Origin of the sequence: Halomonas zincidurans B6 (assembly GCF_000731955.1) — a bacterium.
Taxonomy (GTDB): Bacteria; Pseudomonadota; Gammaproteobacteria; order Pseudomonadales; family Halomonadaceae; genus Modicisalibacter; species Modicisalibacter zincidurans.
Genome location: NZ_JNCK01000001.1, coordinates 3,439,735 through 3,453,748 on the forward strand (window position 1 = coordinate 3,439,735; position 14,014 = coordinate 3,453,748).

General features: G+C 66.5%; 13 protein-coding genes. 6 read left to right on the forward strand and 7 right to left on the reverse strand.

Annotation, left to right across the window (positions count from 1 at the left end; all coding sequences use genetic code 11):
* The first annotated feature begins 12 nt into the window (after window positions 1-12).
* From dgcA to etfB, 4 genes are all read left to right on the forward strand, one after another.
* Window positions 13-2,085: a dimethylglycine demethylation protein DgcA gene (dgcA, locus tag HALZIN_RS0116100; RefSeq protein ID WP_031385202.1), complete on the forward strand. Its 2,073-nt coding sequence runs from the start codon at window positions 13-15 to the stop codon at window positions 2,083-2,085.
* A gap of 105 nt (window positions 2,086-2,190) precedes the next feature.
* Window positions 2,191-4,212, forward strand: coding sequence for a (Fe-S)-binding protein (locus HALZIN_RS0116105; RefSeq protein ID WP_031385203.1), 2,022 nt, complete (start codon window positions 2,191-2,193; stop codon window positions 4,210-4,212).
* Window positions 4,209-5,561: an electron transfer flavoprotein subunit alpha/FixB family protein gene (locus tag HALZIN_RS0116110; protein WP_031385204.1), complete on the forward strand. Its 1,353-nt coding sequence runs from the start codon at window positions 4,209-4,211 to the stop codon at window positions 5,559-5,561. The genes HALZIN_RS0116105 and HALZIN_RS0116110 overlap by 4 nt, the downstream gene beginning before the upstream one ends.
* Window positions 5,551-6,360 (forward strand): electron transfer flavoprotein subunit beta, encoded by an 810-nt coding sequence (gene etfB, locus HALZIN_RS0116115; protein ID WP_031385205.1) that lies wholly within the window; start codon window positions 5,551-5,553, stop codon window positions 6,358-6,360. Before HALZIN_RS0116110 ends, etfB begins: the two co-directional genes overlap by 11 nt.
* A gap of 162 nt (window positions 6,361-6,522) precedes the next feature.
* Here the strand turns inward: etfB and HALZIN_RS0116120 are convergent, their stop codons facing one another.
* From HALZIN_RS0116120 to HALZIN_RS0116150, 7 genes are all read right to left on the reverse strand, one after another.
* Window positions 6,523-7,914 (reverse strand): alpha,alpha-trehalose-phosphate synthase (UDP-forming), encoded by a 1,392-nt coding sequence (locus HALZIN_RS0116120; protein ID WP_031385206.1) that lies wholly within the window; start codon window positions 7,912-7,914, stop codon window positions 6,523-6,525.
* The gene (locus HALZIN_RS0116125) at window positions 7,911-9,740 is read right to left on the reverse strand and encodes a glycoside hydrolase family 15 protein (RefSeq protein ID WP_051907572.1); all 1,830 of its coding nucleotides are present in this window, start codon (window positions 9,738-9,740) and stop codon (window positions 7,911-7,913) included. The genes HALZIN_RS0116120 and HALZIN_RS0116125 overlap by 4 nt, the downstream gene beginning before the upstream one ends.
* Window positions 9,707-10,474, reverse strand: coding sequence for a trehalose-phosphatase (otsB, locus tag HALZIN_RS0116130; protein WP_051907573.1), 768 nt, complete (start codon window positions 10,472-10,474; stop codon window positions 9,707-9,709). Before otsB ends, HALZIN_RS0116125 begins: the two co-directional genes overlap by 34 nt.
* Before the next feature lie 193 nt (window positions 10,475-10,667).
* The gene (locus HALZIN_RS18240; protein ID WP_201448212.1) at window positions 10,668-10,844 is read right to left on the reverse strand and encodes a hypothetical protein; all 177 of its coding nucleotides are present in this window, start codon (window positions 10,842-10,844) and stop codon (window positions 10,668-10,670) included.
* A 35-nt stretch (window positions 10,845-10,879) separates the two neighbouring features.
* Window positions 10,880-11,083 carry a hypothetical protein gene (locus HALZIN_RS17000; protein ID WP_035575414.1) on the reverse strand — a complete coding sequence of 68 codons (204 nt, stop codon included), beginning with the start codon at window positions 11,081-11,083 and terminating at the stop codon, window positions 10,880-10,882.
* Window positions 11,084-11,162: 79 nt separating this feature from the next.
* Entirely contained in the window at window positions 11,163-11,468 is a 306-nt protein-coding gene (locus HALZIN_RS0116145) for a hypothetical protein (protein ID WP_031385209.1), read from the reverse strand.
* 202 nt (window positions 11,469-11,670) lie between these two features.
* Window positions 11,671-12,594 (reverse strand): LysR family transcriptional regulator, encoded by a 924-nt coding sequence (locus HALZIN_RS0116150; RefSeq protein ID WP_031385210.1) that lies wholly within the window; start codon window positions 12,592-12,594, stop codon window positions 11,671-11,673.
* 102 nt (window positions 12,595-12,696) lie between these two features.
* Between HALZIN_RS0116150 and HALZIN_RS0116155 the strand changes: the two genes are divergently transcribed.
* Both HALZIN_RS0116155 and HALZIN_RS0116160 read left to right on the forward strand, forming a co-directional pair.
* On the forward strand, window positions 12,697-13,158 hold the full coding sequence (locus tag HALZIN_RS0116155) for a DoxX family protein (RefSeq protein WP_031385211.1): 462 nt from the start codon (window positions 12,697-12,699) through the stop codon (window positions 13,156-13,158).
* Window positions 13,159-13,191: 33 nt separating this feature from the next.
* Complete coding sequence (locus tag HALZIN_RS0116160; protein ID WP_031385212.1) at window positions 13,192-14,001, forward strand: DODA-type extradiol aromatic ring-opening family dioxygenase; 810 nt, start codon at window positions 13,192-13,194, stop codon at window positions 13,999-14,001.
* Window positions 14,002-14,014 lie beyond the last annotated feature (13 nt).

Consider the following 14,014-nt stretch of genomic DNA (forward strand, 5'->3'; position numbering starts at 1 on the left):
GGAGGGAGCGCCATGGCATTCGAAGCCCTATTTCAGCCGATCCAGATCGGCAAGACGACCATCCGCAACCGCGTGGTCAGCACCGCCCATGCCGAGGTCTATGCCACCGACGGCGGGATGACCACCGAGCGCTACGTCAAGTATTACGAAGAGAAGGCCAAGGGCGGCTGTGGCCTGTGCATCTGCGGCGGCTCGTCGATCGTCTCCATCGACAGCCCGCAGGCCTGGTGGAGTTCGGTCAACCTGTCCACCGATCGCATCATTCCGCATTTTCAGAATCTTGCCGATGCGGTACACAAGCACGGCGGCAAGATCATGATCCAGATCACCCACATGGGCCGCCGCTCGCGCTGGGATGGCTTCAACTGGTCGACCTTGCTGTCGCCGTCGGGCATCCGCGAGCCGGTCCACCGCTCAACCTGCAAGACCATCGAGGAAGAGGAGATCTGGCGCATCATCAAAGACTTCGCCCAGGCCGCACGCCGCGCCAAGGAGGGCGGTCTGGACGGTGTCGAGCTGTCCGCCGTGCACCAGCATCTGATCGACCAGTTCTGGAGCCCGCGGGTCAACAAGCGGACCGACGAATGGGGCGGCAGCTTCGAGGGGCGCATGCGCTTCGGCATGGAGGTGCTCAAGGCGGTGCGCGCCGAGGTCGGCGACGATTTCGTGGTCGGCATGCGCATTTGCGGCGACGAATTCCACCCGGACGGCCTGACCCACGACGACATGAAGCAGGTCGCCGCCTACTACGACGCCACCGGGATGGTCGATTTCTTCGGCGTGGTCGGCTCGGGCTGCGACACCCACAATACGCTGGCCAACGTGATTCCCAACATGACCTATCCGCCCGAGCCGTTCCTGCACCTGGCGGCGGGGATCAAGGACGTGGTCAGCGTGCCGGTGATTCATGCCCAGAACATCAAGGACCCCAACCAGGCAAGCCGCATCCTCGAGGGCGGTTACGTCGACCTGGTGGGCATGACCCGCGCGCATATCGCCGACCCGCACTTCATCGCCAAGATCAAGCTGGGCCAGGTCGATCAGATCAAGCAGTGCGTGGGCGCCAACTACTGCATCGACCGCCAGTACCAGGGGCTCGACGTGCTGTGCATCCAGAATGCCGCGACCTCGCGCGAGTACCTGGGCGTGCCGCACATCATCGACAAGAGCGAAGGCTCCAGGCGCAAGGTGGTGGTGGTCGGCGGCGGCCCCGGCGGGATGGAGGCGGCCCGCGTCAGCGCCGAGCGCGGCCACGACGTCACGCTGTTCGAAGCGGCCGAGCAGCTCGGCGGGCAGATCACCCTGGCCTCGAAGGCCCCGCAGCGCGACCAGATCGCCGGGATTACCCGCTGGTACCAGCTCGAACTGACGCGCCTCGGCGTCGACCTGCGCCTGGGCACTCGCGCCGACGAGGCGACGCTCAAGGACCTGCGCCCGGAGATCGTGATCCTCGCCACCGGCGGGCAGCCGTTTCTGTCGCAGGTGCCGGAATGGGGCTACGCGGCGTCGCGCGAGGAGAGCCTGGTGGTCAGCACCTGGGACATTCTCAGCGGTGCCGTGGAGCCGGGCAACAACGTACTCATCTACGACACCATCTGCGAGTTCGCCGGCGTGTCGGCGGCCGACTACCTGGCCGACAAGGGGGCCAAGGTCGAGATCGTCACCGATGACATCAAGCCCGGCGCGGCGGTCGGCGGCACCACCTTCCCGACCTATTACCGCAGCCTCTACGAGAAGGAGGTGATCATGACCTCCGACCTGGCGCTGCACAGGGTGTATCGCGAGGGCGGCTCGCTGGTGGCGGTGCTCGAGAACGAGTACACCGGGGCCCAGGAGGAGCGCGTCGTCGACCAGGTCGTCGTCGAGAACGGCGTGCGCCCCGACGAGTCGCTGTACTACGCGCTCAAGGCCGAGTCGCGCAACAAGGGGCAGACCGATCTCGAGGCGCTCTACGCGATTCAGCCGCAGCCGTGCCTGTCCGAGAGCGGCGAAGGGTTTCTGTTGTTCCGCCTGGGCGACTGCACCGCACCGCGCAATACCCATGCGGCGATCTATGACGCCCTGCGGTTATGCAAAGACTTCTGAAGACGCTGCGCGCCAGAGCCGAGCTTCGAGTAGCGAGCGACGAGCCATCAAGCGTCTCGAAGCCCGTGGCTCGAAGCTCGCAGCCCGGAAACCGAGGTGGCTAATATGCTCGATACTCTCCTGCCGATACTGATCTTTGCCGCCCTGGCGCTGGCGGCGATCGGCGCCGTACGCCGCGTTCGCCTGTGGCGTCAGGGGCGGCCTTCGCCGGTGCCGCTCATGCGGGGCCTGGCGGCAATGCCGAGGCGTTACCTGGTCGATCTGCACCATGTCGTCGCGCGCGACAAGGCGATGTCCAACACCCACGTCGCCACCGCCGGCGGCTTCGTGCTGGCCGCCGTGCTGGCCATCGTCGTGCACGGCTTTGGCCTGGAAAGCGCGATCCTGGCCTGGGCATTGCTCGGTGCCACGGTCTGCATGTTCGTCGGCAGCCTGTTCGTCGCCAGGCGGCGCCGCAATCCGCCGCCGCGGCTGTCGAAGGGACCTTGGATGCGTCTGCCCAAGAGCCTGATCGCCTTCTCGCTGGGCGTATTCCTGGTCACCTTGCCCACGGCCGGCATGCTGCCGGAAGACCTCGGCAGTTGGGTGCTGGCGCTGGTGCTTGCCGGCGTGGTGGCCTGGGGGCTGGCCGAGCTGGTTTTCGGCATGGCCTGGGGCGGGCCGATGAAGCACGCCTTCGCCGGCGCGCTTCACCTGGCCTTTCATCGCCGCCCCGAGCGCTTTTCGGACAAACGCGGCGGCGCAGGACGCTCCACCGGGCTCAAGGCGCTGCGCCTGGAAGACCCCGCGGCGAAGCTGGGCGTCGAGACGCCGGCCGACTTCACCTGGAACCAACTGCTGGGTTTCGACGCCTGCGTGCAGTGCGGACGTTGCGAGGCGGCATGCCCGGCGTTCGCCGCCGGGCAGCCGCTCAACCCCAAGAAACTGATTCAGGACATGGTCGTCGGCATGGCCGGTGGCAGCGACGCCCATTACGCAGGTTCGCCGTACCCTTCACCCGACGGCGGGAGCAAGCCGGTGGGTGAGCATGCCGGCACGCCCCACGGGCCGATCGTGGCGCGTGAAGGAACGGCGCTGGTCGATGCCGAGACGCTGTGGTCGTGCACCACCTGCCGCGCCTGCGTCGAGGAGTGTCCGATGATGATCGAGCATGTCGATGCCATCGTCGACATGCGGCGCTTTTTGACCCTCGAGCACGGCAATACCCCCAACAAGGGCGCCGAGGTGCTCGACAACCTGATCGCCACCGACAACCCCGGCGGCTTCGATCCCGGCTCGCGGCTGCATTGGGCGGCGGATCTCGACCTGCCGCTGATGGCCGACAAGCGCGAAGCCGAGGTGCTGTTGTGGCTGGGCGACGGCGTCTTCGACATGCGCAACCAGCGAACGCTGCGCGCGCTGGTATCGGTATTGCGTGCCGCCCGGGTCGATTTCGCCGTGCTTGGCGTTGATGAGCGCGACAGCGGCGACGTGGCGCGTCGGCTGGGCGACGAGGCGACGTTCCAGGCGCTGGCCAGGCGCAACATCGCCACCCTGGCGCAGTATCGTTTCGCACAGATCGTCACCTGCGATCCGCACAGTTTTCATGTGCTCAAGAATGAGTACGGTGAGTTGGGAGGGAACTACGTGGTCTTCCATCACAGCACCTATCTCAACCACCTGCTCGAGAACGGCAAGCTGTCCCTGAAGGCCTGGAGGGGCGGTACCGTCACCTATCACGACCCCTGCTATCTGGGGCGCTACAACGGCGAGTACGAGGCGCCCCGCGAGGTACTCAAGGCACTCGGTATCGAGGTCAAGGAAATGGCCCGCTCCGGCTATCGCTCGCGCTGCTGCGGCGGCGGCGGCGGGGCGCCGATCACCGACATTCCCGGCAAGCAGCGGATTCCCGACATGCGCATGAACGACGTGCGCGAGACCGGCGCCGAATTGGTCGCCGTGGGGTGCCCGCAATGCACGGCGATGCTCGAAGGGGTAGTGGCGCCTGACAGCACGTCGCCAGGCGCTCCAACGAAAGCCGAGATCAAGGATATCGCCGAGCTGGTGGCCGATGCGTTGGTCGAGAACGCCGCGCCAGGCGAATCCTCCGACAAGACCCGCCGCAATGCCGAGGAGGTGGCGCCATGAGCGAGCTTGTCCGTCGCGATCCGCGCAAGGAGTGGATCGCCCGCAACCGCCTGCATCCCGAGCATCTCGCGGTGCTTGCGGAGATGAACGGCGACGTCTCGCCCAGCGAATGGATGGGTCCCAACGGGCTGACGCGGCGCGATCCGCATGCCGTGGGGTTCATCGGTCCCAATGGTCTCAAGCGCATCGATCGCAGCGGCGCGCAGCAGGCCGCCAGCCAATCCGCACGCCGCCAGGCTCAGCCCGGGGACGCGCGTCGCCGCGTCGACATCGAATCCCCCGCCTTCCTGGTCGCCGTGGTGCCCGACATGCCCGGCGGCCGTCTCTCCGCGCACGATCGTGACCTGCTGGGGCTGGCGAGGCAACTGGCCGATGCTGACCCGGACGCGCCCGGGGCGGTGCTGGCCATCGTCTTCGGAGAACGTCAGCAAGGCGAGGGCAGCGGCGAGCTTAAAGCGCAAGGCGAGGGCAACGGCGCGCATGAAACCTCCGTCTTTGGCGAGGCCGGTGTCGACCGCCTGTTGCGGTTGCCGATAGACAGCCGCGCCGGGTATCTGCCCGAAGCGCGCATTGCTGCGCTGCAGGCAGTCGAGCGCGAACTGGCGCCCCGCTACTGGCTGCTGCCCGATTCACCGCTCGGCGGGGGCGATCTGGGCCGGCGGCTGGCCGTGCGGCTGGGTGAGCGCCCGGCGGCGCAGGTCTGGCAGGTCGAGGCGGATACCGCCGGCGAAACTGGATGGCGCTGCACGGCGCGTGGTGCCGCGGGCAACAGCGATATCCTGCGCGCGCTGCCTCGCGTGGTGCTGGCGCTGGCCGAGTGCGCCGAACCGGTCAGCGAGACGCGCCATGCCGCTCAGCCGGTCGCGCTCGCTCAGGCACTGCCCGAGGTACTGGCACGCCTCGAGGATCTGGGCGAGGTCGCCGTCGATCCGGCCAGCGTGGCGTTGGCCGAGGCGGAATTCATCCTGTCCGCCGGTAATGGCGTCAAGGACTGGGATGGCTACCATCACGCCGCGCGGGTGCTCGGCGCGACCGAGGGGGCGTCGCGGGTTGCGGTCGATGACGGGTTCATGGCGAGGGACCGGCAGGTCGGCGCGACCGGCACCTGGGTTTCCGCGCGAGTCTACGTGGCGGTGGGCATCTCGGGCGCCATTCAGCATCTGCAGGGCATCCAGAGCTGCGACAAGGTCGTTGCCATCAACCTCAACCCAGGCTGCGACATGGTCAAGCGCGCCGATCTCTCCGTGATCGGCGATGCCGGCGAGATTCTCGCCGCGCTGGTAGCCCGCGTCGAGCGCTATCGTGAACAGCAGCGGGAGCAACAGCAGGAGAATCGCGATGCCGCGTAATCCCACGTCGTCGAATCACGCCATGCTCGATGTCGCCGTGCTGGTGTCGGTCGGCCGTCACCCGCTGACGGCGCGTACGCGGCGTGCCGACCAGGATGCCCGCGCAGTGGAAATGGCGCTGTCATTGAGTGACGCCGCCGTTCGCCTGATCCATGCCGGCGGCAATGACGCCGACCACCAGGAGGCCCTGCGCGGCTATCTCGGCATGGGGCTTGGCGGGCTCGACCTGATCAAGCAGGCCCCGAATGCCGATGTCGTCCCGGCATTGGCCGAGGCGCTGCGAGACACGCCCCTGCAGCTGGTGCTGACGGGCACGCGAGCCGAGACCGGAGAGAGCTCGGGGCTGGTGCCGTATCTTCTGGCCGAGGCGCTGGGGTGGCCGGTGATCAGTGGGCTTGCCGCGGTGGAAAGCGTCGACCAGGGCATGGCGACGGTGCTGCAAGCACTGCCACGTGGCAAGCGTCGTCGCCTGAGCGTGCGGCTGCCGGCCATCGCGACGGTGGATGCCAGCGCGCCCGCCGCGCGCCAGAGTGCCTTCGGTCCGGCACGCCGCGGTGAGCTCGCCACTCGCGCCTGCGCCGACGTGCCCGATGAGCTGCAAGCCCAGTGGCACGTGCAGCCGGCGCGTAAACGACCCAAGCGGCTCAAGATCGTCAAGGCGACCTCGGCCCGTGACCGTTTCAAGGCGGCAGCGGCCAAGGCGGACAGCGGCAGCGGCCAGTTGCTCAGCGATGTATCGCCGAAGCAGGGCGCCGAGGCGATATTCGCACTGCTCAAGGACGAGGGCGTGCTGCGCTGACAGCCGCCCGGCGACTACAGCAGGCAGAGCGCGATCTCGAGTGCCATGGCGGCGGTTGGCTCGGAAACGAGGAGTCCCGCTCGCTGAGTTGAGTATAGCGGGTAGTTCTTCGGACGACTGCCGAGGCCGTTTTGTACGCGCCGGCCGTGCGAGGCCCGGTTATTACGCGCTCGATTGGGCGTCGGCCTGCTGCTGGCTCAGGTGCTCCATGAAGCGCCGGCGCCATTCAAACAGGCTGTTGCGCCGGAGCATGCCGATCATCTGCTGGTAGCGCTCGCGGCGCTCGTCCAGCGGCATGTTCAGCGCCTGTTCGATGGCGCTGGCGATGGCGTGCACATCGTAGGGGTTGACCAGCAGCGCGCCACTCAATTCGTGGGCGGCGCCGGCCAGCTCGCTGAGTACCAGCACGCCGGGGTCGTCGGGGTCCTGGGCGGCGACGAATTCCTTGCAGACCAGGTTCATGCCGTCGCGCAGCGGGGTCACCAGGCCGACCCGGGCGGAGCGGAACAGGCCGATCAGCGCTTCGCGGGGATAGGTCTTGTTGAGGTAATGCACCGGTACCCAGTCGAGATCGGCGTAGGTGCCGTTGATGTGCCCGGCCATTTCCTCGAGCTGGCGGCGCAACTCGTCGTACTCGGGAATCGCGCTGCGCGAAGGGCTGGCGATCTGCATGAACATCGTCCGCTGGCGGCGATGCTTGAAGTGGGTGAGCAGCGCCTCGAAGGCATTGAAGCGCTGCACCAGGCCCTTGGAGTAGTCGAGCCGGTCGGCGCCGATGATCAGATCGCGCTCGCCGAGATCCTGCTTGAGCTGGCGGGCCTGCTCGTTGGCGCAGGAACGTTCGGCCTCGCCGGCCAGCTCGTCGACGTCGATGCCCACCGGATAGACGCCGGTGCGCACCTGCTTGCCGTTGCATTCGATGGTGTCGCCGAAGACCACGGCGTCGAAGGTCTCGATCACCGCCTGACGGAAGGCGTGCAGGTCGTTGTCGGTCTGGAAGCCGAGCAGGTTGTAATGCAGCAGGTCGTCGAGCAGCTCGCGATAGCCGGGCAGCGCGCGCAGCAGGTCGTAGCTGGGAAACGGGATGTGCAGGAAGAAGCCGATCGGGTCGCTGACGCCTTGCCCGCGCAACGCCTTGCCCAGCGGCAGCAGATGATAGTCGTGGACCCAGATCAGCTCGCCGCCCTCGAGCAACGTGCTCAGCGAGCTGGCGAAACGCTCGTTGACGCGCTGGTAGGCCTTGGCGTAATTCAGCCGGAAGTCCATGGCGCCGAGATTGAAGTGGAACACCGGCCAGACGACTTCGTTGGAGAAGCCGAGGTAATAGTCGTCGTAGTCCTCCTTGGACAGCGGCAGGGTGGCATAGGTGATGTTGTCGTGCTGCACGGTGGTGGGCCGGCTGGTCGACGACTGGCTGACCTTGCCGCCCCAGCCGAACCACAGCCCGCCGTATTCGTTGAGGGCGCCGGTGATCGCCACGGCCAGACCACCGGCCTGGGGCTTGCCGGATTCGGGGATGGATACGCGGTTGGAAATGACGACGAGACGGGTCATACGGCCTCCTCCCAGCTACGACTGAGGTGTAATGCCGAGTTGATCAACCCGACCATGCTGTAGGTCTGCGGGAAGTTGCCCCACAGTTCGTGATTGGCGGTGTCCAGGTCCTCGGAGAGCAGCCCTTGAGGGTTGCGGCAGGCGAGCATGTTCTCGAACAGGCGCCGCGCTTCGTCCTGGCGGCCGATCGCCCAGAGCGCGTCGATGTACCAGAAGGTGCAGATGTTGAAGGCGTTCTCGGGGCGGCCGAAGTCGTCGGCGGCGGCATAGCGGAACAGGTGATCACCGCGGCGCAGTTCGGCCTCGATGGCGCGGACCGTGGAGGCGAAGCGCGGGTCGTCGGCGCGGAGGAAGTCGAGTTCGTGCATCAGCAGCAGGCTGGCGTCCATGGTGTCGCCACCGAAGCTCTCGGTGAAGGCCTGGCGCGACTCGCTCCAGGCCTCGTGGCAGATGACCTCGTGCATGCGGTCGGCCTGCTGGCGCCAGCGGGTCGAGTCCTCGCGCAGTTCGAGCTGGCCGGCGATGCGCGCCAGCCGGTCGCAGGCCGCCCAGCACATGATCGACGAGTAGGTGTGCACGCGGGCGCGGCCGCGATATTCCCAGATGCCGGCGTCGGGCTTGTCGAACAGCCGTGCGGCCTGTTCGCCGAGCAGCGTGAGGCGGCGGAACAGCGCCTCGTCGCCGGGGCGTGCCAGGCGCTCGTCGAAGAACGCCTGGTTGGCCGCCAGCACCACGGCGCCGTAGACGTCGTGCTGGACCTGGCCGTAAGCGGCGTTGCCGGTGCGTACCGGACCCATGCCGCGGTAGCCGGCGAGCCCGGGGACGTCGTACTCCTCGAGCCGCGCTTCACCGCCGATGCCGTAGAGCGGTTGCAGTTCGTGCTCGGCGGCGCCGACCACCAGGTTGATGATGTAGTTGAGGTAATTCTCCATGGTGGCGGTGGCGCCCAGCCGGTTGAGCGCGTGGACCACGAAGTAGGCGTCGCGCAGCCAGCAGTAGCGGTAGTCCCAGTTGCGCTGGCTGTCGGCGGCCTCGGGCACCGAGGTGGTCATCGCGGCGATCACTGCGCCGGTATCCTCGAAGGTGCTCAGCTTGAGGGTGGTCGCCGCGCGGATCACCGCATTCTGCCAGTCGAAGGGAATCGCCAGTCCGCGGACCCATTCCTGCCAGTAGGTGGCGGTCTCGCTATGGAACCGCTGGCACATGGTGGTCACCGATTCGGTGACGCTTTCGTCGGGGCCGAGCAGGAAGTTGAGCTCGCCGTCGAGCACGATCGGCGATTCCTGCAGGACGTAGGTGATCGAGGCGTCGGTGGTCAGGCGGGTGACCCGGTTGCGGCCGATATAGCGAATATGATGGCTGCCGTGCGTGGTATGCGGCGTATGGGCGCCGTATTCGCTGGTCGGGCGCAGCTTGACGCGGATCACCGGGGTGCCTTCGAGGTGCTCGACGCGGCGTACCAGCGCCACTGGACGAAAGGCCCGGCCGAACTGGCGAAAGCGCGGGCAGAAGTCGTTGATGCGGATGCGCCCGCCGTACTTGTCGGTGAGTTCGGTGCACAGGATCGCGGTATTGCGCTGATAGTATTGCCGGGTATCGGCCAGGTCCTGCAGCTCGATCGAAAAGTAGCCGCGATCCTGGGTGTCCATCAGCCGCGAGAAAAACGGGTCGGCGTCGAAGCGTGGCAGGCAGCACCAGACGATGCGGGCCCGGGAATCGATCAGTGCGCCGATCTGGCAGTTGCCGATCAGGCCGAGTTCGAGGGTGTTTTGTTCCGTATCCTGGGACGGGGTCAAGGGTCTTGCGTTGTCAGGCTTTCCAGCCATGTCAGTACCTCCTGTACTGATTCAAGGTAGCAGGTTGCGACAGTCTCATCCCGGCTGCCGACGCGCACGGAATGCCCGCCACGCGCGTTGACGATGCGAAAGGCGTCCTCGTCGGTGACGTCGTCGCCAATGAACACCGGCGTGCGACCCCGGAAGGCCGGTGCTTCGTCGAGTAGCCGGGCAACGGAAGTGCCTTTGTGGTAGCCGCTGGGGCGCAATTCAAGCACGCATTTGCCGGGCACCAGCTCGAAGGTTTCGCCCAGCGCCCGATGCTGGGCTTCGAAGAATGCGCGGCACGCCTCGGCGAGTTCCGGGGCGCCGCGGTAGTGCAGGGTCAGCGAGACGCTCTTGTCCTCGTAGTACAGGCCGGGACGGGCCTCGACGAAGGCCGCCAGGGCATCGCGGCAGGAGGCCAACTGGGCGGGCTGGTCGACCGCCGTGTGGCGCGTGCCGTCGGCGTCGCGCCATTCCAGCCCGTGGATGCCCGCCATCGGCAGGGAAATCGGCGCGAGCAAGTCTTCGAGCTGGTCCAGCGAGCGCCCGCTGATCACCGCCACGGCGCCGTCGAAGGTCTTTTCGAGATTGCCGAGCAGCGTCTTCAGACGCGGCGATACGCGGACATCGTCGGGATGGGCGGCAAGCGATACCAGGGTACCGTCGAAGTCGAGAAACAGCGCCCAGTCGCGGCGCGGCAACGGCAGTTGCGAAGAAGAAAGATACATCGAGGTGGACATGGGGCTGCGCGAACTCGTCTTTGTCAATGGTCGGGTTCATCGGCGTACCTGCTTGGAGAGCCTCAAGCCGGCGCCAGGTGAGCCCCGCTCATGATAGACAAATCAGGGCGTCGGTTGGCAACGCCGGCTACACGCCGGTGTTGCCCGGGCGCGCCCTGTCTCGCAGGCAGCGGGTGGAAGGGGGTAGTGCGGCTCAGTGCTCGGCCTGTTCGAAGCGCTCGGCGGCGCGCAGCGCCTCGTCCTGAGTGGCATGTTCGGAGACGACGTTCTCGTTGTCGGGCTGGCTTTCGTCGATGACCACCCAGGCAGTGATCGTTTCTTTCAGGTCGCTGCTGTCGAAGACCGGTTCGATACGGGCTTGTTTCTGCATCTGTTTATCCTCCGTGATGAAGTCGCCGTGATGGCTTAAAAGCCTTCCCGAGTCAGCTCGCCGGACGGCGGGCGATTGAGTTCGGTACAAGGGCAGTCCGGGTGGACGCAGGGTAGCCCTTCCGGATGACCGGCGGCGCAGCCGGTGCAACAGAACGCCTGGCCCTCGCTGAGCGCGGCATTGTCGCTGGTGACCTCGTTTTCGCAGCCCGTGCAGGCGCAGGTTCCCAATTCGGCCATCGCGTCTCTCCTTGGCGTCGGTCGTGAATGGCCCTGTCAGCGTAGACACGCCGTCGAGCCGCTTGCCAGCCCGGGCTCCTCAGTCGTCGTCCACGGCGGCGGTCTGGAAGGCGCGCTTGTCGTCGGGCAGCCGCACGGTATCGCCCAGCGACAGCTCGTCCAGCGCGTTCATCCGCTCGCCGCTGGCGGCATCGATCAGCGCGACCACGTCGCCGATGCTGGTCGCGTCGCGATAGGCCTCGACGCGAATGCGCACGCTGGCGCCCTTGTAGCGGGCGGTGACGATGCTGCCGGGATGGGGCTCGCCATACTCGTTGGGGTCCTTGGCGTAATGCGAGGCAACGCTGCCGGAGCCGGGATTGTCCCAGTCGACGTGCTTGTGCATGGCGTTCTCCTGTCGATGAGTGTCTCTGTCAGGATAGCGCGCCCCGGCGAAGACGAAAAAGCCTACCCCGTCCCGCTCATGGCGTCAGTTGTCGACTCGAACAACCTGCAGGGGTTTACACGCTGTCCATGCACCACCGTATACCGAACGGTCGATCCGACACCTCGGCGGGCGGCGGTGCAAGAGGGGCTTCCAGACCTTTCTACAGGGCTCCCAGCTCCGTCCGCACGAAATCCCGAAACACCCGCACGCGCGCCGGCGCCGCGCGTCCGCTGAGACTGATCGCATAGAGTTTTCCCTCCGAGACACTCCACTCTGGAAGTACCCGCGATAGAGCCCCTGAAGCCACTGCCTTCGCGGCGACCAGATCTGGAATGGGGCCAATCCCGCCCCCGGCCAGTGTCAGGCGCAGCACGCTGGCATAGTCGCTGGTCCGAATGACCGGGCGGGCGATGACTTCGTTGGAGCGTCCCCGCCGGTCGGTCAGCCGGAGTTGCGCGGCCCCCGCGAATTCTCGCGAGACCACCCAGTCGTGCGCGGCGAGCGCCGATGGCGCATCGGGAGTGCTTCCGTGAGCCGCGAGGTAAGCCGGCGCGGCATACAGACCGATGCGGAACTGCGCCACCGCCGAGGCCCTGTACCCCATGTCCGGCAAATCGCCCACACTGGCGCGTAGCGCGATATCCACTCGATTGACGGCGAGATCGAGTGGCGCGTCGGTCACCAAGAGTTCGACCGTGATCTGCCGATGTCGGGCGCGAAACCGCACCACAAGCTCGGGCAAGACATCCATCCCGAGATCCACGGGAGCAGTCACCCGCAGGTGCCCGCGCGGCATTTCCTGCGATTGCCGTGCGCCTTCCACCGCATCGTCCAGCCACGTCAAGGCTTCTCTGGCCTTGGCATGGAAAGCCATGCCTTCCTCGGTTGGCGAGACCGCCCGCGGGGTGCGCGCCAATAGTGTGACCCCCAGACGCCGCTCCAGGCGCGAGAGCCGCCGACTGATACTGCCCTTGGTCTCTCGGAGGTGACGGGCCGCGGCCGACACGGTGCCAAATTCCGCGACCGCGCAGAAGGCGCGTAGATCTTCAAGGGCGCCCCCGATAGTTTCCGATTCGTCAACCATGAGTTCCAATCTTGTTGTCTTACACAGAGCGGGAAACTACCGCATTCTGCATCCCTGTTCCAACACGACGTGACCGAACCTTACTGATCGAGGAGCTACACGATGACGACTACGATGCTGAACCGCTCTACGCCCGCCACAGGCACACTGGACAAGCTCAGCATGCTGGCTTATCCACTGATACGGGTGACGACGGGGCTGCTGCTCATGCCTCACGGCGCGCAGAAGCTCTTTGGCTGGTTCGGCGGCTACGGCCTCTCCGGCACCGGCGCCTACTTCGGGGACACGCTGGGCATGCAGCCCGGCATTCTGTTCGCGCTGATCGCCGGGCTGATCGAGTTTTTCGGCGGGTTTGCGCTGGTGCTGGGCCTACTGACACGACCAGTGGCTGCGGTGGTCGCCGTCTTCTTGGCGGTTGCGCTGAGCGTCCATGTCCCCAACGGCTTCTTCTGGACCGATGGCGGTATCGAATATCCACTCATGTGGCTCCTCCTCGCAGTGGCGATCGTACTGCGCGGGGGCGGTGAATACTCGCTAGACCGGCGCCTTGGCCTGCGCTTCTAAGCGACCTTAAGAACGTTTCGGAGGATGCTATCCATGACGACGCAAGCTCTACCCACGCTGTTCGTTCCGCACGGGGCCGGCCCCTGTTTTTTCATGACCTGGGAGCCTGCCGATGCCTGGTCGCGCATGGCAGATTGGCTGCGCGCCGTGCCCGAACGGATCGGCACTCGGCCCAAGGCGGTGCTAGTGGTATCGGGGCACTGGGAGGCGCCGGTCTTTACGGTGAATGCGCAGCGCGCGCCGCCGCTCTTGTACGACTACAGCGGCTTTCCGCCGCACACCTATGAGTTGACGTATCCGGTGCCCGGATCGCCTGCGCTCGCCGAGCGGGTGCAGGCACTGCTCGGCGGTGCCGGCTTTACCAGCGAGGCAGAGTCTGCCCGGGGGCTGGACCATGGGGTGTTCATTCCCATGAAAGTGATCTATCCGGCGGCGGACGTGCCCATCGTGCAGCTCTCGCTCAGGCAGGGACTGGATCCTGCGGAGCATCTGGCCATGGGGCGGGCACTCGCCCCGCTGCGCCGTGAGGGCGTGCTCATCGTCGGTAGCGGCATGAGCTATCACAACATGCGCCGCTTTCGCTTCGACGACTCGACGCTGGATCCGGATTCGGTGCGCTTCGATGAATGGCTGGCCGAGACGGTGGCCTTGCCGGCGCCGGCGCGCGAGCAGCGGTTGAGCGATTGGGCGGCGGCCCCCGGTGGTCGTGCTGCGCATCCGCGCGAGGAGCACTTGCTGCCCCTGCATGTGGTGGCGGGTGCCGCCGGCGTTGATGCCGGCCAGCACGTGTTGCAGGACCGGGTGCTCGGCAGCCTCCAGTCAGCCTTCATGTTCGGCGGCTAACGGCGGTATTCGG